The following is a 22,394-nucleotide window of genomic DNA, read 5'->3' as shown; positions in this document are numbered from 1 at the left end:
CTCAGTCTTGTTGGCGAGCCCCAAGGACCCGCGCCATCGTTGCAATCTGACACAGTTGAGGCAAGTCTGAAATGCCAGACTTCCCTCAATTTCGGACATTGACGCTAATGCGTTTGGCGCTCCACCGCGATCGCGGTGGCCTCGCCGCCGCCGATGCAGAGCGCCGCGATGCCGCGCTTGAGGTTCTGCGCCTCCAATGCGTGCAGCAGCGTCACGATCAGCCGCGCGCCGGTGGCGCCGATCGGATGGCCGAGCGCGCAGGCGCCGCCGTTGACGTTCAGCCTCTCTCTGGCGATGCCGAGATCGCGCTGCGCCGCCATCGCCACCACGGCAAAAGCCTCGTTGATCTCGAACAGGTCGACATCGCCAGCACTCCAGCCGACCTTGTCCAGCAGCTTGCGGATCGCCGGGATCGGTGCCGTGGTGAACCATTGCGGCTCCTGGCTGTGGGTGGCGTGGCCCTTGATCTCAGCGAGTACAGGCAGGCCGCTGCGGTCGGCGAGCGAGCGCTTCGTCAGCACCAGCGCGGCAGCTCCGTCGGCATTGGCGGAGGAGGCGGCCGGCGTTATCGTGCCGTTGGCGCGGAACGCCGGCTTCAGCCCGGGGATCTTTGCGGGATCAACTTTCAGCGGATGCTCGTCGTTGGCGATGACGCGCGGGCCGGCCTTCTCCGTCAGCGTGATCGGCGCAATCTCCGTCGTGAACGCGCCGCCTTCGACCGCCCTGCGGGCGCGGCTGAGCGTCTCCATCGCGTAGGCATCCTGGTCCTTGCGGGTGAACTGATAGGCCTCCGCGGTCGCCTCGCCGAAATCGCCCATCGAGCGGCCGGTCTCGTAGGCGTCCTCGAGGCCGTCCATCATCATGTGGTCGATGATGCGATCATGGCCGGCGCGGTAGCCGCCGCGCGCTTTTGCCAGCAGGTAGGGCGCGTTGCTCATGCTCTCCATGCCGCCGGAGACGACGATCTCGGCCGAGCCGGCGCGGATGATGTCGTGCGCCAGCATGGTCGCCTTCATGCCGGAGCCGCAGACCTTGTTCACCGTGGTGGCGCCGGTGGCGTCGGGAAGTCCGGCGTTACGTGCCGCCTGGCGCGCCGGCGCCTGGCCTTGTCCGGCCGGCAGCACGCACCCCATGAAGACCTCATCGACCTTTTCAGGCGCAAGCTTCGCGCGCTCCAGCGCCGCGCCGATCACGTGCGATCCGAGCTTGTGCGCGGGAAGCGGCGACAGCTCGCCCATAAAGCGGCCGAGCGGGGTGCGGGCGGCGGAAACGATGACGACGGGATCGGCGGCTTCGGCCATGACGGGACTCCCTGGCGATGATGGGTAAGATTATGAGCATCATATGATGCGGCGCAAAAAAAGCAACCGCGGCGAGGATGAGAAAATCTTGCGCTTCGCATGAGATTTGATCGTGCGAGCGGGGGAGGGGCCAGGTGGCGTTGAGAGCGCCGTGCTCGTTCCACAGACACTGCTGTCATCGCCTCTAGACCGGGCGATCCAGTATTCCAGAGACGAATGTGGTTGAGCCGAGAAGCCACGGCGTACTGGATGCCCCGATCAAGCCGGGGCATGACACCTTTAGAGTGGAGAGAGCTTAACTGAGCGCGGTAGCGCGTCTAACCCTTCCGGTTCACAAAAGCGCCCATCAGCCGGGTCGGCTCGTCCGTCAGGAACGACTCGCCGAACACCTTGATGCTCAAATTCACCGACTCCGTCAGCGGCAGCTCCTCCCATTGCCGCAGCAGCGCCTTCTGCGACCGCAGCGCCTCGGGGCCGCATTCGAGCAATGCCTTCACCAAGTGCTCGATCTCGGCATCCAGTCCGCCCTCCGGCGCGACCTTGTCGATCAGTCCCCAGGCCAGTGCGGTGGCTGCGTCGATGTTCTCCGCCGTCATCACCAGCCAGCGTGCGCGGGCCCAGCCGATCAGGCGCGGCAGCAGGGCGGCATGGATCACCGAGGGGATGCCGACGCGGACCTCCGGCATCCCGAAATGGGCGTCGTGCGCGGCGACGCGGAAATCGCAGGCGGCGGCGACCTCGAGTCCGCCGCCGAGGCACCAGCCGGGCATGCGTGCGATCACCGGGGCAGGGAATTGGCGCACGGCCTCGCAGAGATCGCGCAGGCGGCTGATGAAGGCTTCTGCCGATGTCTGGTCGAGCCTGATCATCTCCTTGATGTCGGCGCCGCCGATCATGCTCTTCTCGCTTTGGCCGCGCAGCACGACGACGCGGATGCTGCGGTCGGAAGAGAGCTGCTGCAGGCCTTCGCGCACCGCGTCGGTCACGGGCGAGCTCAGAATATTCAGCGGGCCGGCGTTGCAGATCGCGACATGGACGACGCCGCGCGCTTCGCGTGTGATGCCGCAGTGGTTGTTGAGCATTTCCATTTTGGATCTCGGAGGTTTCGTGGACATGCGCGAGGCGCGCCGATCGAACCACTTCCGGGCCGAAACGTCCTGCTTGTCAAGCGGGCGGGGGCGCAGAAGCGGAGTTGCCAGCGTGAAGTCCGTGGCATAGTATGACGTATATCATTCAATGAGGCTGCCATGACCGGTAACGATCAACTTGACCTGTTTTCGCCCACGCAACGGCGTGAACGGGTGGTGGACTGGCAGATGCCTGCACCGGTCGCCAAGGTGGCCATGGGCCTTTCAGGCATGGACGCGATGCTCGGCATCCGCGACGGCCGGCTGCCACCGCCGCCCTTCGCAAAGCTGATCGGCTTCACCATGGCCGTGGTCGAGCCGGGCCGGATCGTCATGGAACTGGAGCCGCGCGAGGATCTCGAAAATACCATCGGCCTCCTGCATGGCGCGACCGCTGCCGCGCTGATCGATACCGCCATGGGCTGCGCGATCTCGACCCGGCTGGAGGCTGGGCAGTCGTCCGTGACCCTCGACCTGAAAATGACCTTTCTGCGCCCGCTGTCGGTCCGTTCCGGGCTGATCTCGGCCGAAGGCAAGATCATCAAGCTGGGACGCCAGACCAGCTACACTGAGGGATTTGCCCGCGACGGCAAGGGTGCGCTGGCGGTGCATGCAACTGCAACCTTTTCCATGATCGGCAATGTCTGAACGCGAATTAATTCATCGCCTAGTCCATTTCTGTGTTATGAGATGATCTCCGACATGCAATGAGACGTCCATGCGCTATTCCCGGGAACACAAGCAGGAAACCCACGACCGGATCGTCAAGAAGGCCTCGGTGCGGCTGCGCGAGAAGGGCGCCCATGGCATCGGCGTCGCCGACCTCATGAAGGAGGCGGGCCTGACCCATGGCGGCTTCTACGCGCATTTCGATTCCCGCGAGGCGCTGGTGATCGAGGCCTTTGGCTACGCCATGGACCGCTCGATGGAGCACTGGCGCAAGATCACCGGCGAGGCCGCGCCGGACAAGCGGCTGGCGCTGATCGCGGAGGCCTACCTGTCGGGGCTGCACCGCGACAATCCCGGCCATGGTTGCTCGATCCCTGCACTCGGCGCCGAGATCGCCCGCGAGAGCCCGAAAACGCGCAAAGCCTTCGCGGGCAAGCTCGACGAGATGATCGAGATGATGACCGACTTCATTCCGAACGTGCCGCGCAAGGCCGCCCGCAAGCAGGCGATCGCGACGCTGGCGACGATGGCCGGCACCATGCTGCTCGCGCGCATCGCCGGCTCCAGCGAATTGTCGGACGAGGTGCTGAAGGCGGGCAGGGACAGCGCGCTCGAGGGCGCCAAGCGCGAGCCGAAGGTGGCAGCGGCGAAGAAGGCGAAGCAGAATTAGGAGATATGCCGTTGAATGCGTAGGGTGGGTGAGCCCTGTCGGCCAGGCGACGCGCAGTCGCCGGGCGTAACCCACCGCTGTGTTTATCCGCAGAGGCAAGAGGTGGGTTACGCCTTCAGCTAACTCACCCTACGAAGGCCTTCCCGCAAACAGCGCCCGCTCGCGCTCCACGATCTCACTGACGTAATCCGCTACCGCCCTGATCCGCGCCAGGTCCTTGCTGTCGGCATGCATCAGCATCCAGAATGTCCGCGTGATCGAGATCTCGTCCGGCAGCACCGCGACCAGCTGTGGATAGTCGCTTGCCATGAAATGCGGCAGCACGGCGATTCCGAAGCCGGAGAGGGTGGCGTTGAGCTGCGCGATCAGATTGGCGCTGCGGAAGCGCGCGGAGATCCGCGGCGACACCTGCGGCAGATAGTCGAGCTCCGGCGTGAACAGCAGCTCCTCGATATAGCCGACGAAGCGGTGCTGCACCAAATCCTGCCGGGAGGTGATCTCAGGGAAGCGGTCGAGATAGCCCGGCGCGGCATAAAGCCCGAGCCGATAGTCGAGCAGCTTGCGGCCGACGATGCGGCCTTCCTTCGGCATGGTCAGGCTGATCGCGATGTCCGCCTCGCGCTTGGAGAGACTGAACAGCCGCGCGGTAGCCACAAGTTGCAGGTCTAAATCGGGATAACGGTCCGCGAACGGCGCCAGCCGTGGCGCCAGGAAGGCGGTGCCGAAGCCATCAGGGGCGCCGATCCTTACCGTCCCGGTCAGCCGCGCCACCGAACCGCCGACCTGCTCCTGGTTGGCGACGATGGTCGATTCCATCGCTTCGGCGCTGTCGGCGACGCGCTGGCCGGCCTCGGTGAGGAGATAGCCGGTCTTGCGCCGGTCAAACAGCTTGGCCGAGAGGTGCTTTTCCAGCCGGTCGACGCGGCGGATCACGGTCGCATGGTCGACGCCGAGCTGTTTTGCCGCAGCCGACACCGAGCCGCCCCGCACGATGGCGAGCACGAAGCGAAAGTCGTCCCAGTCGATAGCGCCTTGATCCAGCATTTTCGCACATCTATGGTGCATTATCTCAGACTTGAATCCTATAAAATGCAGGTCAATAGGATTTGTCAAAGCGTTCCAGCTCGGCCTGAAGGAGACCATTCCATGCGTTCAATCGGACATTTCATCGGTGGCAAGGAGGTCAAGGGCACCTCTGGCCGCACCGCCGACGTTTTCGAGCCGATGACCGGTGACGTGCAGGCCAAGGTGGCGCTGGCGTCCAAGGCCGAAGTCCGTGCCGCCGTCGAGAATGCCCGCGCCGCGCAGCCCGAATGGGCCGCGACCAACCCGCAGCGCCGTGCCCGCGTCATGATGAAGTTCGTCGAGCTGGTGCAGCGCGACTATGACAAGCTCGCCGAACTCCTCGCCCGCGAGCACGGCAAGACCGTGCCCGACGCCAAGGGTGACATCCAGCGCGGCCTCGAAGTCGCCGAGTTCGCGTGTGGCATCCCGCATCTGATGAAGGGCGAGTACACCGAAGGCGCCGGCCCCGGCATCGACATCTACTCCATGCGTCAGCCGCTGGGCGTCGTCGCCGGGATCACGCCGTTCAATTTCCCGGCGATGATCCCGATGTGGAAGTTCGCTCCCGCGATCGCCTGCGGCAACGCCTTCATTCTCAAGCCGTCCGAGCGCGACCCCGGCGTGCCGATGCTGCTTGCTGAACTCATGATGGAGGCGGGCCTGCCGGCCGGCATCCTCAACGTCGTCAATGGCGACAAGGAAGCGGTCGACGCCATCCTCGACGATCCCGACATCAAGGCCGTCGGCTTCGTCGGCTCGACGCCGATCGCACAATACATCTATGAGCGCGCCGCCCAGACCGGCAAGCGCTGCCAGTGCTTTGGTGGCGCCAAGAACCACGCCATCATCATGCCCGACGCCGACATGGACCAGGCCGTGGACGCGCTGATCGGCGCCGGCTACGGCTCGGCCGGCGAGCGCTGCATGGCGGTTTCCGTCGCCGTGCCCGTCGGCAAGTCCACCGCCGACCGGCTGATGGAAAAGCTGATCCCGCGCGTCGAGTCGCTCAAGATCGGCACCTCGATCGATCCGTCAGCCGATTACGGTCCGCTGGTGACGCGCGAGGCGGTCGAGAAGGTCAAGGGCTACATCGACATCGGCATCAAGGAAGGCGCAACGCTGGCCGTCGATGGCCGTGGCTTCAAGATGCAGGGCTACGAGAAGGGCTTCTATCTCGGCGGTTCGCTGTTCGACAACGTCACCAAGGACATGCGGATCTACAAGGAAGAGATCTTCGGCCCGGTGCTCTCGGTCGTGCGCGCGCATGACTACAAGGAAGCGCTGGCGCTGCCGTCCGACCATGACTACGGCAACGGCGTTGCCATCTTCACCCGCGACGGCGACGCCGCGCGCGATTTCGCGGCCAAGGTCAATGTCGGCATGGTCGGCATCAACGTGCCGATCCCGGTGCCGATCGCCTATTACACCTTCGGCGGCTGGAAGAAGTCGGGCTTCGGCGATCTCAACCAGCACGGTCCGGATTCGGTCCGCTTCTACACCAAGACCAAGACGGTGACCTCGCGCTGGCCGTCCGGCGTCAAGGAAGGTGCGGAGTTCTCGATCCCGCTGATGAAGTAAGGCTGTAGCCCAGCCTGTCATTGCGAGCGCAGCGAAGCAGTCCAGGATCTTTCCGCAGAGACAGTCCGGATTGCTTCGTCGCTTCGCTCCTCGCAATGACGAGAATAGTGAGCAGCCCAGCATGCAGTTCGCTCTGAACGAGGATCAGGTCGCGGTTCGCGACATGGCGTTGGCGTTTGCGGCGGAGAAGATCGCGCCGCATGCGTTGCGCTGGGACGAGGAGAAGCATTTCCCTGTCGATGTGATGCGCGAAGCGGCGACGCTCGGCATGGGCGGCATCTACATCCGCGATGATGTCGGCGGCTCCGCCATGACGCGGTTCGACGCGGCGCTGATCTTCGAGGCGCTGGCGACGGGCTGCCCGACCACCTCCGCCTTCATCTCCATCCACAATATGGCGAGCTGGATGATCGATGCCTTCGGCAGCGACACCCAGCGCCATCAATGGTTGCCGAAGCTCTGCACCATGGAGCTGATCGCGAGCTACTGCCTGACCGAGCCTGGTGCCGGCTCGGACGCCGCGGCGCTGCGCACCCGCGCAATACGTGACGGCGACCATTACGTCCTCAACGGCCAGAAGCAGTTCATCTCCGGCGCCGGCGGCACCGACCTTCTGGTCGCGATGGTCCGGACCGGCGGCGATGGCCCGGGCGGCATCTCGACCCTTGTCATCGAGGGCAAGACGCCCGGCGTTTCCTTCGGCGCCAACGAGCGCAAGATGGGCTGGAACGCGCAGCCGACCCGTGCGGTGATGTTCGAGAACGCCCGCGTGCCTGTTACCAACCGCCTGAGCGAAGAGGGCGTCGGCTTCAAGATCGCGATGGCCGGTCTCGACGGCGGCCGCCTCAACATCACGGCGTGCTCGCTCGGCGGTGCGCAGACCGCGCTCGACAAGGCGCGCGCCTACATGAAGGAGCGCAAGGCGTTCGGAAAGCGCCTCGACGAATTCCAAGCCCTGCAGTTCCGTCTCGCCGACATGGCGATCGAGCTGGAGGCCGCGCGTACCTTCCTGTGGCGCGCAGCGGCAGCGCTGGACCGCAAGGACCCCGACGCCACCATGCTGTGTGCGATGGCCAAGCGTTTCGGCACCGATGTCGGCTTCGAGGTCGCCAACCACGCCCTGCAGCTCCACGGCGGCTACGGCTACCTCAGCGAATACGGCATCGAAAAGATCGTGCGCGATCTGCGCGTGCACCAGATCCTCGAGGGCACCAATGAAATCATGCGGCTCATCGTGGCGCGCAAACTGATCGAGGGCGCACGATGAGTGGTGCGGAAGAGGGCGATCTGGTCGCCCGCGTCGAGGGCGCCGCGGGCATCATCAGGCTCAACCGTCCCAAGGCGATCAATGCCGTGACCCTGGAGATGTTTCGCGACATCGAGAAGGCGCTCGATCGCTTCGAGGCAGATCCTGCCGTTGCATTGATCCTGCTGGAAGGCGCCGGCGAACGTGGCCTCTGTGCCGGCGGCGACATCCGTACGCTCTGGGAAAGCTCGAAGGCTGGTGGCGACCTCGGCAAGATCCTGTGGCGCGAGGAATACATCCTCAATGCCCGGATCAAGAAATTCCCGAAACCGTATATCGCCTTCATGGACGGCATCGTGATGGGCGGCGGCGTCGGGCTCTCCGCCCATGCCAGCCATCGCATCGTCACGGATCGCACGAAGCTGGCGATGCCCGAGGTCGGGCTCGGTTTCTTTCCCGACGTTGGCGGCACCTATCTGTTGTCACATTCGCCGGGCGAGATCGGCACCTATTTCGGTCTCACCGGCCAGACCATGAATGGACCGGACGCGATCCACGCGAAGTTCGCGGACTGGGTGGTGCCGGCTTCGAGGCTGCCCGAGCTGCGCGAGGCGCTGACGAAGGTGCGCCCGGGCGCGACCGCCGCCGAAGTCGGGAAGCTCATCGATGGTTTTGCAACCGGCGAGACCGCAGGGCCGGTCGCCGCGAAGGAGCCGGCGATCGACGCGCTGTTCGGCTTCGACCGGATGGAGGATATCGTCGCGGCGCTGAGGCGTGACGGTTCCGACTTCGCTTTAGCCACGTTGAAGACGCTCAGCGAAAAATCGCCGCGCGGCATGGTGGTGACGCTGAAGCTGCTGCGTCTTGCGCGCAAATCGTCGAGCCTGGAAGAATGCCTGGTGCGCGAATATCGCGCCGCGCTGGAGGTTTTCCGCAGCGACGATTTCCGCGAAGGCGTGCGCGCCGCCGTGATCGACAAGGACCGCAACCCGACCTGGTCGCCGCGAGGAATCGAGGATGTGACGCCGGACATGCTTGCGCCGTATCTCGCCGAGATCGGGGCCGACGAGCTGAAGTTCAACTAATCAACGCTACAGCGGAGGAAACGACAATGGCCACGATCGCATTCATCGGTCTCGGCAACATGGGCGGCCCGATGGCCGCCAACCTCGTCAAGGCCGGCCACAAGGTGGTGGCGTTCGACCTCGTCGAGGCCTCGCGCAACCAGGCCAAGGCCGACGGTGCCGGCATCGCCGACAGCGCCGCGGGTGCGGTGAAGGGCGCCGATGTCGTCGTCACCATGCTGCCGGCCGGCAAGCATGTGCTCGGCGTCTGGAACGAGGTTGTGCCCGCCATGGCCAAGGGTGCGCTGATCATCGATAGCTCCACCATCGACGTCGAGAGCGCGCGCCAGGCGCACGCACTCGCCGCCAAGAATGGCGTGCTGTCGGTCGATGCGCCGGTCTCAGGCGGCACCGGCGGCGCCAAGGGCGGGACGCTCACCTTCATGTGCGGCGGCGACGACAAGGCATTTGCCGCGGCAAAGCCCGTGCTCGAGAACATGGGCAAGAAGATCGTGCATTGCGGCGGCGCCGGCGCGGGGCAGGCCGCCAAGATTTGCAACAACATGATCCTAGGCATTTCCATGATCGCGGTGAGCGAGGCGTTTGCGCTCGGCGAAAAGCTCGGGCTCTCGCACCAGGCGCTGTTCGACGTCGCCTCGACCTCGTCGGGCCAGTGCTGGTCGCTGACGACCTATTGCCCGGTTCCCGGCCCGGTGCCGACCTCGCCGGCGAACAACGATTACAAGCCGGGCTTTGCCTCGGCGCTGATGGTGAAGGACCTGACCCTGGCGCAGGATGCCGCGAAGGCCGCGGGCGCGGCCACGCCACTCGGCAAGCATGCGCAGGAGATCTATCAGTCTTTCGACGCAGCCGGGCAGGGTGGGGTGGATTTTTCCGGAATTATCAAGCACGTTCGGAGCCTCGCTGGAAAATAGCGAGGCTTTGCCCGTAGCCGGATGGAGCGAAGCGAAATCCGGGACGGTCCCTTCGAGTTGCAGGCCGCCCCGGATTGCGCTTCGCTTCATCCGGGCTACGCGCGAATGTCAATCGACGGGCCCGGACACCATGACGACATTTCAGGACGCGCGCGCGTTTCTGCTTCAGAACCGCACCGACTACGAGACAGCGGTCAAGGACTTCCGCTGGCCCGATCCAGTCCCCTTCAACTGGGCGCTCGACTGGTTCGACGCCGAACTCGCGACCAATGCGGACAGCAAGGACCGGCCCGCGCTCTGGATCGTCGACGCCGCGCAGGACAAGCAGACAAAACTGTCCTTCGCGGCGCTCTCGCAGCGCTCCAACCAGGTTGCCAACTTCCTGCGCGCGCAGGGGCTGAGACGCGGCGATCATCTTCTGCTGCTCCTCGGCAATGTGGTTCCGCTGTGGGAGACGATGCTCGCCGCGATGAAGCTCGGTGTCGTCGTGATTCCCGCAACCACGCTGCTCACCGCCGACGAATTGCGCGACCGCCTCGAGCGCGGCAAGGCGAAGGTCGTCGTCGCGGCGCAGGATCAGGTCGCGAAATTCGCGAGCCTGGGCGCTGAGAACATCGTCCGTATCGTGGTCGGCTTGGCCTCCGACGGCTGGATTGCGTATGACGAAGCGGCAAAGGCTTCCGAAAGCTTCACGCCGGACGGTTCGACCAATGCCGACGACCCGATGCTGCTCTATTTCACCTCGGGCACAACGGCAAAGCCGAAGCTCGTCCGGCACAGCCAGCGCAGCTACCCCGTCGGCCATCTCTCCACGATGTACTGGATCGGCTTGATGCCCGGCGACGTCCATCTCAATATTTCCTCGCCCGGCTGGGCCAAGCATGCCTGGAGCTGTTTCTTCGCGCCGTGGAATGCGGGCGCGACAGTGTTCGTGGTCAACCAGCCGCGATTCGACGCCAAGGCGCTGCTCGCCACCATCGGCCGCTGCGGCGTCACCACGCTATGCGCGCCGCCGACGGTGTGGCGGTTGTTCATTCAGGAGAACCTCGCCTCGTTCAAGATGTCCCTTCGCGAAGTCTGCGGCGCCGGCGAGCCGCTCAATCCTGAGGTGATCGACCAGGTGCAGGCCGCTTGGGGCCTTACCATTCGTGACGGCTACGGCCAGACCGAGACCACGGCGCTGGCTGGCAACTCGCCGGGCCAGCCTATCAAGATCGGCTCGATGGGCCGTCCGTTGCCGGGCTACCGCGTGCAGATCAGCGATGCCGACGGTAATCCCGCAAAGGAGGGCGAGGTCACGCTGGTGCTGGGCGATGACCGACCCGCCGGCCTGATGCAGGGCTATCAGAGTGACGACGGTAACTTGTCCGGCGCGGAAGGTGCGCTCTATCGCAGCGGCGATGTCGTGTTTGCGGATGAGGACGGCTATCTCACCTTCGTCGGTCGATCCGACGACGTGTTCAAATCCTCCGACTATCGCATCAGCCCGTTCGAGCTGGAGAGCGTGCTGCTCGAGCACGAGCTGGTCGCGGAAGCCGCGGTGGTGCCGAGTCCCGATCCGATCCGGCTCGCGATTCCCAAGGCCTTCGTGCTGCTGATTTCGGGCGCGGAGCGGACGCCAGAAACGGCGCTGTCGATCTTCAAGCACCTGCACACGCGCCTGGCGCCGTTCAAGCGCATCCGCCGCCTTGAAATCGTCACCGAGCTGCCGAAGACGATCTCTGGCAAAATCCGCCGCGTGCAGCTACGACGGCTGGAGCGCGACGATGATCGGGGCGATCCTTTGCGCGGCCGGGAATTCCGTGAGGAGGAGTTTCCGGAACTGCCGAAGACACGGAGTGAAACCTAAGTGAGATTTCGTCGTTCCGGGGCGCGCGAAGCGCGAGCCCGAAATCCATTTCGCAGCAGGCTCTGCTGTGTGATGGATTCCGGGTTCGATGCTCCGCATCGCCCCGGAATGACGGCGCCGGGAGTGACTAAATGAACGAAGTCTGGAAGAAGCCGCCGATTGCGCTCGAAGCCTATCAGGCCATGGTCGGCAAGGAGATCGGCGTGTCCTCGTGGCACCTGATTGATCAGCCCCGCATCGACACCTATGCCGACGTGATCGAGGATCACCAGTTCATCCACGTCGATCCGGAGCGAGCGAAGAAGGAAACCGCCTTTGGCGGCACCATCGCGCACGGCTTCCTCACCATGTCGCTGCTGTCGATCATGTCCTATGAGGTGATGCCAGTGATCGCCGGCACCACGATGGGCGTGAACTATGGCTTCGACAAGCTGCGCTTCATCTCGCCTGTGCGCTCGGGTAAGCGCGTCCGTGGCCGCTTCGTGCTGGCGGAAGCAAAGCTCCGCAAGCCCAATGAGTTGCAGTCCCGCACCAACGTGACGGTCGAGATCGAGGGCGAGGACAAGCCCGCGCTGGTCGCCGACTGGCTGGGCCTGATCTATTTCGCCTGAACCACGCCGTCACGGCCGGGCTTGACCCGGCCATCCATCGCTGCTCAAAAAGGCAACCCAGAGCGGGGTTTACCCCTCTCCCCTTGCGGGAGAGGGTGCCTCGCGGAACGCGAGGCGGGTGAGGGGTCTCTCTCCGCGAGCGAATCTGCCGAGAGAGACCCCTCATCCGGCGCTTCGCGCCACCTTCTCCCGCACGGGGAGAAGGGAAAGAGAACAGAGACTCATACTCATGGCAATCAGGTTCGACGGACGCGTCGCCATCGTCACCGGCGCAGGCAATGGTCTCGGACGCGCGCATGCGCTGGGGCTGGCGAGCCGCGGCGCGAAAGTCGTGGTCAACGATTTCGGCGGCGCGCGCGACGGCACCGGCGGCTCGCTGTCGCCGGCCGAAGCCGTGGTCGAGGAGATCCGGAAAGCGGGCGGCATCGCGATGGCTGACGGCGCCGACGTCTCCAATTTTGAGCAGGTCACCGCCATGGTCGAGCGCGCCACCAAAGAATGGGGCAGCGTCGACCTTATGTGCGCCAACGCCGGCATCCTGCGCGACAAGTCGTTCGGCAAGATGGAAGCCGCCGATTTCCAGAAGGTGCTGGACGTGCATCTCGTCGGCACCTTCTATTGCTGCAAGGCGGCCTGGGCGGGCATGCGCGATCGCAACTACGGCCGCATCGTGCTGACGACCTCGTCCTCCGGCCTCTACGGCAATTTCGGCCAGGCCAATTACGGTGCGGCGAAATCCGGCATGGTCGGGCTGATGAACGTGCTCGCCGAGGAGTGCCGCAAGACCAACATCCGCGTCAACATCATCTCGCCGACGGCGGCGACCCGCATGACCGAAGAGCTGCTGCCGCCGCAGGCGCTGCAACTGATGAAGCCCAATGCGATCACGCCCGCAGTCGAGTACATGCTGAGCGAGGACGCCCCGACCCGCACCATCATGGGTGCAGGTGCCGGCTCCTTCGCGGTGATCAAGATCGTGGAGAGCGAGGGCATCAATCTGCCGGAATCCGAATGGACGCCGGACGCGGTCGCCGCCCACTTCGCCGAGATCAGCGACATGTCGAAAGCCAAGGCGCTGCAGGGCGCGTTCGAGCAGACGCAGAAATACGTGGCGCAGGCCGCAGCGCGGGCGGGGATCAAACTCTAGCTCCAACCTCCGCCGTCATTCCGGGGCGATGCGAAGCATCGAGCCCGGAATCCATCGTGCTTCAGAACCTGCCGCCCAATGGATTCCGGCCTCGCGCTACGCGCGCCCCGGAATGACGAGCTTGGCGCGAGAATCTGGCTTAAACTCCCGCCATGACCACAACCGACAACCACATCGCCGTCATCGGTGCCGGTCCCGCCGGGCTGATGGCGGCGGAGGTGCTGGCGCAGGGCGGTGCAAGTGTCACCGTCTACGACGGCATGCCGTCGGCTGGTCGCAAATTCCTGATGGCCGGTCGCGGCGGCCTCAACCTCACCCACACCGAGCCGCTGCCGGATTTCCTCACGCGCTACCGTGAGGCGACGCCGCATTTGCGCACCGCAATCGAAGCATTTCCGCCCGATGCGCTGCGCGACTGGAGCGCGGCGCTCGGACAGGTCACCTTCGTCGGCAGCAGCGGGCGGGTGTTCCCAAAAACCTTCAAGGCCTCCCCCTTGCTGCGCGCCTGGTTGCGGCGGCTCGATGCCGCCGGCGTCCGGTTTGCCTTTCGCCATCGCTGGACGGGCTGGGACGGCGAAGGGCGGCTGCTGTTTCAAACACCTGCTGGCACGTCAGCCGTCGCCGCGCGCGCCACCGTGCTCGCGCTCGGCGGTGCAAGCTGGCCGCGCCTGGGCTCGGATGGCGGCTGGGTCAACATCCTCACTGCCAAAGGCATTGCGATCTCAAGATTGCGCCCAGCCAATTCCGGCTTCACGGTTACATGGTCCGATGTTTTCCGTGACCGCTTCGAGGGGCAGCCGCTCAAGGGTGTGGCGCTGACGGTCGGCGCGCACACGGTGCGCGGCGAAGCGATGATCACCCGCAGCGGCATCGAAGGCGGCGCGATCTATGCGCTCTCGGCCGAGCTGCGCGAGGCGGTGCTGGATCTCGGAGAGGCGCGGCTGACGATCGCATTGCGGCCTGACCTCGACGCCGGGGCGCTGAACACGCGCCTGTCGGGCACACGCGGCAAGCAATCGCTGGCAAACTTCCTGCGCAAGGCGGCGCAATTGTCGCCGGTCGGTATCGGCCTGATGCAGGAAGCCGCCATCGCCTCCGGCCGGCCGCTGGCCTCGTTCTCGCCGGCGCAGCTTGCGCAGCTCATCAACGCCATTCCGCTTCAGCTCACCGGTACGGCCCCGATCGAGCGGGCCATCTCGACGGCGGGCGGGATCGCCTTCCCCGAGCTCGACGACCACTTCATGCTGCGCAAATTGCCCGGCGTGTTCGCCGCCGGCGAGATGCTGGACTGGGAGGCGCCGACAGGCGGTTATCTGCTGCAGGCTTCGTTCGCGACCGGGGCGGCCGCGGGCAGGGGTGTGCTGGAGTGGTGCAGTCGCTAACCAACGTCATGCGAGCGCGGCGAAGCAATCCAGAATCTCTCCTCGGCGGTAGTCTGGATTGCTTCGTCGCAAGAACTCCTCGCAGTGACGGCCGCGGGAACGGCGCGCGCCTACCGCAGCTTCCCGCGCGCCGCCACCGGCAGCGTGCCGATGATTTCCTCGCCTCGGACCATAACCACCTCGTCCATCATGTTGACGACGACGCAGACGTGGTTCGGCACGATGCGGACGACGTCGCCGACATTCGGGCGCGTGTTGCTGCGGGAGAGGTCGAGGAAGCCGTGCTCCTCGGCAAATTTTGCGATCTTGGCCTCGGGGTGCTCCAGGATCAGGCCGTGGCCATCGAGGCCGCCGGTGTCCGTGGTCAGCGTCTTGGAGCCGGCATCGAGAATGCCGCGCTCGGGCGCGGCGCGGCTCACCACGGTCGAATAGATGTGCAGCGCGCAGTCGTCCCAGGTGGCGGATCCGGCCGCGACCTGCATGCGGTCGTTGTAGATATAGGTGCCGAAGCGGTGCTCGGTGCCGCCCTTGAGCTTGCCGATATTGACGAGGTTCGGCGTGCCGCCGGTCGAGACGATCTTTGCGTCCAGCCCGTGCGCGCGCACGCCCGCCAGCGCTTCGTCGTAGAATTTCTGTGCGTCAGCCCAGCCGGTTTCGGTGGGGTAGAGCATGAAGCCGGCGAACTGGAGTCCCTTTGACGCGGCGATCTCGCGCGCCAGCGCGATCGCCTCCGCCGGTGTCTCGACGCCCGCGCGCTTGCGGCCCGTGTCGCACTCGACCACGACCGAGAGCGGGCGGCCGGATGCCGCGGCGGCCTTCGGCAGTCCGGCGACGACGGTGGAGTTGTCCGCGGCGACCGTCATGCTGGTCTTGGCATTCAGCGCGCCAAGCCGCGCCATCTTTTCCTCGCCCAGCAGATTGTAGCTGATCAGGATGTCGTCGATGCCGGCATTGGCCATGATCTCGGCTTCGCCGATTTTCTGGCAGGTGATGCCCTTGGCGCCGGCCGCGACCTGCATCTTGGCAATCGTCGGATTCTTGTGCGTCTTGATGTGGGGGCGGTTGGCGATGCCGGCGTCGTCGCAGGCTTTCTGGATCCGCGCGATGTTGCGCTCGACCCTGTCCATGTCGATGACGGCGCAGGGAGTGCCGTATTCGCGGGCGATCTTGGCGGCGAGGGAAGTGGTCATGGGAGTCTCTTAGTTGGCGCGCATTCTGATCGCAAAACCGGTACCCACTTTTGCGGAATGCGCGCTAGGCCTGTTCTATCTCTTCGCGGAGCATTTCAAGTTCGAGCCAGCGCTCTTCGGCGGCAGACAGTTCTTCGTGCGCCTTGGCGATCGCGGCCGACGTATCGTCAAATTTCTTGCGATCTTTCGCATAGAGATTGGGATCGTCGAGCACCCGCTGCAATTTTGCAATATCGGCCTGCAACGTCTCCATCTTCTTCGGCAGCGTTTCCAGCGCGTGCTTCTCGTTGAAGCTCAGCTTCCGCTTCGGCGCCGATGACGGAGCAGCGGCGCGTTCCTCTTTCTTTTCCGCGGCCGGCTGCGCCTTCGCGGTCTCGCGTTTCAGGTCGGCGCCGCGCTGCGCCAGCATGTCGCTGTAGCCGCCTGCATATTCGATCCATTTGCCGTTGCCTTCCGGCGCAATCACGGAGGTGACGACGCGGTCGAGGAAGTCGCGGTCATGGCTGATCAGGATGACGGTGCCTTCGTAGTCGCCGAGCATCTCCTCGAGCACGTCGAGCGTTTCGAGATCGAGGTCGTTGGTCGGCTCGTCCAGCACGAGGAGGTTCGACGGCTTCGCAAGCGCGCGGGCCAGCATCAGCCGGCCGCGCTCGCCGCCGGAGAGCACCTCCACAGGCGTGCCACGCTGCTCCTGGCTGAACAGGAAGTCCTTCATGTAGCCGACCACATGCTTCGGCCTGCCGCCGACCATGATCTGGTCGCCGCGGCCGCCGGTCAGGGCTTCGGCCAGCGTCGACTTCGGGTCGAGGCTTTCGCGGTGCTGGTCGAGCGTGGCTATCTCCAGATTGGCGCCAAGCCGCACGATGCCGGCGTCAGGCTGCGCGCCGCCGGTGAGCAGATTGACCAGCGTGGTCTTGCCGGCGCCGTTCGGGCCGATGATGCCGAGCCGGTCGCCGCGCTGGATGCGCGTCGAGAAGCTCTCGACGATCTTTCTCTCGCCATAGGCCTTGGTGATGGCCTTCGCCTCGATCACCAGCTTGCCGGATTGCTCCGCCTCGGCCGCGGCGAGACTGGCGGTGCCGGCGGTGCCGCGATAGTTGCGGCGCTGGTCGCGCAGTGCGTGAAGATTGGCGAGGCGCTTGACGTTGCGCTTGCGCCGGCCCGAGACGCCGTGGCGCAGCCAGTGCTCCTCGTCGACGATCTTGCGGTCGAGCTTGTGCTGGTCGCGCTCTTCCTCGGCCAGCACCTCATCGCGCCAGGTTTCGAACGAAGCAAAGCCGCGGTCGATCTGCTTGATCCTGCCGCGGTCGAGCCATGCCGTCGAGCGCGACAGATTGGTCAGGAAGCGGCGGTCGTGGCTGATGATCACCAGCGCGCTGCGGCGGCCGTCGAGCTCCTGCTCCAGCCACTCGATGGTGGAGAGGTCGAGATGGTTGGTGGGTTCGTCCAGCAGCAGGATGTCGGGCGAGGGCGCCAGCACGCATGCCAGCGCGGCACGACGCGCCTCGCCGCCGGAGAGATTGTGCGGGTCCTCGTCGCCGGTGAGGCCAAGCTGCTCGAGCAGGTAGCGCGCCTGGTGATGGTCGTCACCCGGCGCGAGCCCCGACTCGACATAGGCGAGCGTGGTCTTGTGGTCGCCGAAGTCAGGCTCCTGCGGCAAATAGCGGACGGTCGCGCCGGGCTGCACGAAGCGGGTGCCGCCGTCGGGCTCGACGAGGCCCGCCGCTATCCTGAGCAGCGTCGACTTGCCCGAGCCGTTGCGGCCGATCAGGCAGACGCGCTCGCCTGGCGCGACATTGAGTTCGACGCCCGACAGCAGCGGCGTGCCGCCAAAAGTCAGCCTGATGTCTTTCAGTTGGATCAGCGGCGGCGCCATGACTAACCTTGGCCCAAATTCTGGCTCGTGGCGGCCTGGTCGGCGCGGCGGCGCTGAATCCGGCGCAGCGTCTGGTCGAGCGCGGAGAGGAAAGCGGAGCGGTCGCGCTGCGCGAACGAGCGCGGGCCGCCGGTGACTTCGCCGGCCGAGCGCAGATCCGTCATCAGGTTGCGCACCGCCAGCGTCATGCCGATCGACTCCTCGGTGAACGGTTTTCCGTTCGGTGCGATCACATCGGCACCTGCCTTGACGCAGCGGCTGGCCAGCGGAATGTCGGAGGTGATCACGACGTCGCCGGGCCTGGCGCGCTCGGCGATCCAGTCGTCGGCCGCGTCCATGCCGCTACCTGCGGCGATCCGCTCGACGAGGGGATCGTGGGGCACGCGGATGAAGTTGCCGGCGACAACGCTCACAGGCACGCCGTGCCGGATCGCGACGCGATAAATCTCGTCCTTCACCGGGCAGGCGTCGGCGTCGACATAGATGCGGGTGGGAGTCTCGGTCATTCCGCCGCGTGGTACCGCATTCGGGCCGCAAAGGCGAGGGGATTGACCGCTGTTCCCTGGGCCCTACGATCGGCCCCGAAACAACAAGAATACAGGGACAATGCCCCATGCCGAACCGGCTTCAAACTTGGCGCGTCGAGGCCTACAACACCGCCAAACAGTCCGAAAACAAGATGCATGACGACAATGTGGCGCGCCGCTTCGGCTTCGAGGGTGGGCTGGTCCCCGGCGTCGACGTCTTCGCCTACATGATGCACGTGCCGATCGCGCGCTGGGGCTGCGATTTCCTCACCCGCAGCTTGGTCGAAGCGCGCTTCATCAAGCCGGTTTATGACGGCGAGGCCGCCGACGTCGATGCCACCGAGCACAACGGCCTGCTCACGATCGAGGTCTTCAGCCGCACCACGCTCTGCGCCACGGGGACGGCATCGCTGCCGGCGGCCGTGCCCGCGGTATCGCTGAGTGACTACGTCGAGGTCCCCGCGATCGCCGAGCGCAAGCCTGTCAGCCCGGGCACCTTCGAGACCGGCAAATGGCTCGGAACGGTGCCGCGCCACTGGGCCGGGCAGGCGGCGAGCGAGTATCTCGCCGACATCAGGGAGACCGACCCGATCTTCGCGCGCGAGGGCCTCGGCCATCCCGGTCTGATCCAGCGTGTCATGAACCGCGTGCTGGTGGACAACACCATCCTCGGGCCGTGGATCCACGTCGGCAGCCGCATGCAGCTGCTATCCGCCGCGCGCGCCGGCGACGAGATCACCGCGCGCGCAAAAGTCACCGCCAACTACGAGAAGAAGGGCCACCGCTTCGTCGAGCTCGACGCACTCGTCGTCGCCAACGGCACGACGCCACTGGCGCACTGCCTGCACACCGCAATCTACCAGCCGCGCGAGCAGGCGGTGGCGTAGGCCCTTCGCCTCGCCCCGCTTGCGGGGAGAGGTCGGCGCGAAGCGCCGGGTGAGGGGGAGTCTCCGCAAAGACGGTGAGAGTTGGACTCGCGGAGAGTCCCCCTCACCCGAAGCCTCGCTACGCTCCGGCTTCGACCTCTCCCCGCAAGCGGGGAGAGGTGAACAACGAGTTACGCCGCTTTCCCCTTCGCGTCCTGAATCGCGCGCCACACCCGCTCCGGGGTCAGCGGCATGTCGATGTGCTTGATGCCGTAGTCTGATAGTGCATCGAGCACCGCGTTCACCACGGTCGACAGGCTGCCGGCACAGCCCGCTTCGCCGCAGCCCTTGCTGCCGAGCGGGTTGGTCGTGGCCGGCACCGGGTGGTCGCCGACGGTCATGAACGGCACGTCCTCGGCGCGGGGCAGGGCGTAGTCCATCAGCGAGCCCGTGATCGGCTGGCCGCTCTCGTCGTAGCGGACATGCTCCATCAGCGCCTGGCCGATGCCCTGGACCACGCCGCCATGGAGCTGGCCTGCGACCAGCATCGGATTGATCACCGTGCCGAAATCGTTGACGGCGCTGTAGCGCACGATCTGCACCACGCCGGTCTCCGGGTCGATCTCGACCTCGGCGACGTGGCAGCCGTTCGGGAATGCGGACGCGACCGGTTCGCTGGTGTGGTCGACGTCGAGCGAGTCGGGCACGCCGTCCGGCACCTTGCTGTCATGCAGCTTCCTGGCGAGCTCCATGATGTCGATGCTGCGGTCGGTGCCGGCGATCGTAAAACTGCCGTCGGCGAACTCGATGTCGGCCTCGGACGCTTCGAGCATGTGGGCGGCGGCGCGCTTGCCTTTCTCGATGACGAGTTTTGCGGCCCCCACGATGGCCTGCCCGCTCGCCATGATCGAGCGCGAGCCGCCGGTGCCGTTGCCGGTGTGAACGATGTCGCTGTCGCCCTGCACCAACTTCACGCTCTCGAAGGGTACCCCTAACTGCTCGCACAGCACCTGCGCGAAGGGCGTCGCATGGCCCTGGCCGTAATCGAGCGTGCCGGTGATGAGCTGCACGGTGCCGTCAGCGTCGAACACGATCTTGCCGAGCTCGGGGCTCGGCGGCGCGGTCACCTCGAGATAGGAGCCGACGGCGATGCCGCGCAGCTTGCCGGCCTTCTTGCTCTCCTTCTTGCGCTTGGCGAAGTTCTCGTGGTCGGAGATTTCGAGCGCCTTGTTGAAGACGGCCTGGAAGTCGCCGCTGTCATAGGTGACGCCGGAGGATGCCGCGAACGGGATCTGGTTCGGCTTGATGAAGTTGCGCTTGCGCAAGGTCAGGCGGTTGATGCCCATCTCGTCGGCGGCGCGGTCGATCAGCCGCTCCATGTAGTAGTTCGCCTCGGGGCGGCCGGCGCCGCGATAGGCACCCATCAGCGTGGTGTTGGTCAGCACCGTCTTGATGTCGACGGCCATCAACGGCGTGCGGTAGACGCTGGAAAAATTCTTGCCGGTGTTGAGCGAGAGCGGTCCCGGCGCAACGCCGGTGATATAGGCGCCGAGATTGCCGTAGCCAGACAGTTTTGCCGCGAGGAAATGCCCCTCGGCATCGAGCGCCAGCTCGGCATGGATCTTCTGCGCGCGGCCGTGGCTGTCGGAGAGGAAGCTGGTGGAGCGTTCGTCGAGCCACTTCACCGGCTTGCCCAGTTCCTTCGCCGCGTACAGGATGCACATGTATTCGGGGTAGTTGATGTTTTTCATGCCGAAGGAGCCGCCGACATTGGCGGTGAGGATGCGCACCTTCTCGTTCGGCACCTTCAGATTCTTGGCGAGGTTGGCGCGGTTGCCCGCAACGCCCTGCGTCGGCACCTGGAGTGTGTAGCGCTCGGTCTTCTTGTCGTAGGAGGCGAGCCCTACGCGCGGCTCCATCGAGACCACCGCGACGCGGGTGTTCTCGATGTCGATCCTGGTGACGTGGGCGGCGCTGGCAAAGGCCGCATTGACCTTGTCCATGTCGCCATAGTGGTAGTCGAGCGCGACGTTGTTCGGGATGTGGTCGTAAAGCTGCGGCGCGCCGGGCTTGGCGGCTTCCTCAGGGTCCGTCACCGCCGGCAGTGGCTCGATATCGAGCTCGACCGCCTCGGCAGCGTCGCGCGCCTGGGCCAGCGTCTCCGCCACCACGAAGGCGACGGGATCGCCGACGAAGCGGACCTTGTCGGTCGCCAGCGGCTGGCGGTTGGTCTGGAGCAGGGGCGAGCCGTCACGGCTCTTCAGCGGCAGGCCGCAGGTGAAGGGGCCATAGCCGGCGGCGTCGAGGTCCTTGCCGGTCCACACCCCCAACACGCCCGGCATCGCCTTGGCGGCATCCAGGCCGATGCCGCGGATGACGCCGTGGGCGTGGGTGGAGCGGACCACCACGGCATAGGCCTGGCCGGGCAGGTTGAAATCATCGGTGTAGCGGCCCTTGCCGCGCACCAGGGTGTCGTCCTCCTTGCGGCGGACGGGCTGCCCGAGGCCATATTTTTGCAGTGCAATAGCGTTTTCGAGCGTGGACGATTTGGTGTGTTCTTGCATGGAATCGACCTGAAAAGCCGGCATTTGCGCGATTTCGCGGGCGCCTGGAGGGGGGCCGGACCCCTATTCAGATAACCCACGGACCCGTTCACGACAACGCACGAATGGGCATGGTCCTATGTGATGCGTTGTTGCGCAGGCCCGCCGCGCTGCTAATGTTTCAGGCGAAAAAGCAATTCCTGACCGGCCCAAGCGGCCTCGGAAAGACAGTTTGTATGAATGACCACACGCGGCTCCGCGACGGCCATGGGCCGCACGGTGAGCTGGAGGGGTCGATGGCGGCGGTGGCGTTGGCCACCGAACCGGCCGTCCCCGCGCAAGTGGCGGGAACCGGCGTCTACGCGGCGCTGGACCTCGGCACCAACAATTGCAGGCTGCTGATCGCCTGTCCGACCCACGACGGCTTCCGCGTGGTCGATTCCTTCTCGCGCATTATCCGGCTCGGCGAGGGGGTCTCGGCGACCGGCTCGATCAGCGAGGCCGCGATCGAGCGCGCCATCGCGGCGCTCAGCATCTGCCGCGACAAGATCAATCTGCGCAAGGCGCGGCGGTTGCGGCTGATCGCCACCGAAGCCTGCCGCGCGGCCTCGAATGCCGAGGGGTTCCGCAGCCGCGTCGCGGCCGAGACCGGGATCGAGCTCGAAGTGATCGACCGCGAGACCGAGGCTTCGCTCGCCGTGCTCGGCTGCTCGCCGCTGGTCGATCCCAGGGGCAGGGGCGCGATCCT

Annotated in this window: 19 protein-coding genes; 12 read left to right on the top strand and 7 right to left on the bottom strand. The window is 65.6% G+C overall.

Translation table 11 applies throughout. The features are described from left to right. Positions 1-104 precede the first annotated feature (104 nt). Positions 105-1,301, bottom strand: coding sequence for an acetyl-CoA C-acyltransferase (locus A5906_RS25620; RefSeq protein ID WP_080138025.1), 1,197 nt, complete (start codon positions 1,299-1,301; stop codon positions 105-107). Positions 1,302-1,618: 317 nt separating this feature from the next. After that, positions 1,619-2,389: an enoyl-CoA hydratase gene (locus A5906_RS25615; protein ID WP_080138024.1), complete on the bottom strand. Its 771-nt coding sequence runs from the start codon at positions 2,387-2,389 to the stop codon at positions 1,619-1,621. Positions 2,390-2,548: 159 nt separating this feature from the next. On the opposite strand from A5906_RS25615, the gene A5906_RS25610 reads away from it, so the two are divergent. Both A5906_RS25610 and A5906_RS25605 read left to right on the top strand, forming a co-directional pair. Next, a complete protein-coding gene (locus A5906_RS25610; RefSeq protein WP_080138023.1) occupies positions 2,549-3,076 on the top strand; it encodes a PaaI family thioesterase in 528 nt (175 codons plus the stop codon). 70 nt (positions 3,077-3,146) lie between these two features. Continuing rightward, a complete protein-coding gene (locus A5906_RS25605) occupies positions 3,147-3,767 on the top strand; it encodes a TetR/AcrR family transcriptional regulator (RefSeq protein ID WP_080138022.1) in 621 nt (206 codons plus the stop codon). Positions 3,768-3,896: 129 nt separating this feature from the next. On the opposite strand, the gene A5906_RS25600 is transcribed toward A5906_RS25605, so the two are convergent. Next, positions 3,897-4,811 (bottom strand): LysR family transcriptional regulator, encoded by a 915-nt coding sequence (locus tag A5906_RS25600; RefSeq protein WP_080138021.1) that lies wholly within the window; start codon positions 4,809-4,811, stop codon positions 3,897-3,899. 102 nt (positions 4,812-4,913) lie between these two features. Here A5906_RS25600 and A5906_RS25595 point away from each other — a divergent pair, with 102 nt between their 5' ends. The 8 genes from A5906_RS25595 (at position 4,914) to A5906_RS25560 (ending at position 14,644) form a co-directional block, all read left to right on the top strand. Beyond that, a complete protein-coding gene (locus tag A5906_RS25595; RefSeq protein ID WP_080138020.1) occupies positions 4,914-6,410 on the top strand; it encodes a CoA-acylating methylmalonate-semialdehyde dehydrogenase in 1,497 nt (498 codons plus the stop codon). A 121-nt stretch (positions 6,411-6,531) separates the two neighbouring features. After that, positions 6,532-7,677, top strand: a complete 1,146-nt coding sequence (locus tag A5906_RS25590; RefSeq protein ID WP_080138019.1) for an isobutyryl-CoA dehydrogenase — start codon at positions 6,532-6,534, stop codon at positions 7,675-7,677. Then, positions 7,674-8,741: an enoyl-CoA hydratase/isomerase family protein gene (locus tag A5906_RS25585; protein WP_080138018.1), complete on the top strand. Its 1,068-nt coding sequence runs from the start codon at positions 7,674-7,676 to the stop codon at positions 8,739-8,741. Before A5906_RS25590 ends, A5906_RS25585 begins: the two co-directional genes overlap by 4 nt. Continuing rightward, the gene (gene mmsB / locus A5906_RS25580; RefSeq protein WP_283807732.1) at positions 8,651-9,655 is read left to right on the top strand and encodes a 3-hydroxyisobutyrate dehydrogenase; all 1,005 of its coding nucleotides are present in this window, start codon (positions 8,651-8,653) and stop codon (positions 9,653-9,655) included. Before A5906_RS25585 ends, mmsB begins: the two co-directional genes overlap by 91 nt. Positions 9,656-9,785: 130 nt before the next feature. Next, complete coding sequence (locus A5906_RS25575; protein ID WP_080138016.1) at positions 9,786-11,504, top strand: AMP-binding protein; 1,719 nt, start codon at positions 9,786-9,788, stop codon at positions 11,502-11,504. A 131-nt stretch (positions 11,505-11,635) separates the two neighbouring features. Next, positions 11,636-12,115: a MaoC family dehydratase gene (locus A5906_RS25570; RefSeq protein WP_080138015.1), complete on the top strand. Its 480-nt coding sequence runs from the start codon at positions 11,636-11,638 to the stop codon at positions 12,113-12,115. Between the two features lie 229 nt (positions 12,116-12,344). Continuing rightward, positions 12,345-13,262 (top strand): SDR family NAD(P)-dependent oxidoreductase, encoded by a 918-nt coding sequence (locus A5906_RS25565; RefSeq protein ID WP_080138014.1) that lies wholly within the window; start codon positions 12,345-12,347, stop codon positions 13,260-13,262. A gap of 152 nt (positions 13,263-13,414) precedes the next feature. Then, on the top strand, positions 13,415-14,644 hold the full coding sequence (locus A5906_RS25560) for a BaiN/RdsA family NAD(P)/FAD-dependent oxidoreductase (RefSeq protein ID WP_080138013.1): 1,230 nt from the start codon (positions 13,415-13,417) through the stop codon (positions 14,642-14,644). A 110-nt stretch (positions 14,645-14,754) separates the two neighbouring features. On the opposite strand, the gene A5906_RS25555 is transcribed toward A5906_RS25560, so the two are convergent. The 3 genes from A5906_RS25555 to A5906_RS25545 all read right to left on the bottom strand — a co-directional run bounded on the left by A5906_RS25555 (position 14,755) and on the right by A5906_RS25545 (position 18,216). Then, positions 14,755-15,834, bottom strand: a complete 1,080-nt coding sequence (locus A5906_RS25555) for a D-TA family PLP-dependent enzyme (RefSeq protein WP_080138012.1) — start codon at positions 15,832-15,834, stop codon at positions 14,755-14,757. Positions 15,835-15,898: 64 nt separating this feature from the next. Beyond that, positions 15,899-17,710 (bottom strand): ABC-F family ATP-binding cassette domain-containing protein, encoded by a 1,812-nt coding sequence (locus A5906_RS25550; protein ID WP_080138011.1) that lies wholly within the window; start codon positions 17,708-17,710, stop codon positions 15,899-15,901. A gap of 2 nt (positions 17,711-17,712) precedes the next feature. Beyond that, positions 17,713-18,216 carry a YaiI/YqxD family protein gene (locus A5906_RS25545; protein WP_080138010.1) on the bottom strand — a complete coding sequence of 168 codons (504 nt, stop codon included), beginning with the start codon at positions 18,214-18,216 and terminating at the stop codon, positions 17,713-17,715. Positions 18,217-18,323: 107 nt separating this feature from the next. On the opposite strand from A5906_RS25545, the gene A5906_RS25540 reads away from it, so the two are divergent. Further along, a complete protein-coding gene (locus tag A5906_RS25540; protein WP_080138009.1) occupies positions 18,324-19,124 on the top strand; it encodes a hotdog family protein in 801 nt (266 codons plus the stop codon). Positions 19,125-19,294: 170 nt separating this feature from the next. Here the strand turns inward: A5906_RS25540 and A5906_RS25535 are convergent, their stop codons facing one another. Then, positions 19,295-21,667: a xanthine dehydrogenase family protein molybdopterin-binding subunit gene (locus tag A5906_RS25535; RefSeq protein ID WP_080138268.1), complete on the bottom strand. Its 2,373-nt coding sequence runs from the start codon at positions 21,665-21,667 to the stop codon at positions 19,295-19,297. A 215-nt stretch (positions 21,668-21,882) separates the two neighbouring features. On the opposite strand from A5906_RS25535, the gene A5906_RS25530 reads away from it, so the two are divergent. Continuing rightward, positions 21,883-22,394, top strand: a 512-nt coding sequence (locus A5906_RS25530) for a Ppx/GppA phosphatase family protein (protein ID WP_430642416.1), incomplete at its 3' end; no start/stop codon positions are given.

This window comes from Bradyrhizobium sacchari (genome assembly GCF_002068095.1).
GTDB classification, from domain to species: Bacteria; Pseudomonadota; Alphaproteobacteria; order Rhizobiales; family Xanthobacteraceae; genus Bradyrhizobium; species Bradyrhizobium sacchari.
Note: the sequence above shows the minus strand (reverse complement) of the source record. Positions and strands in the feature narration are given on the sequence as shown.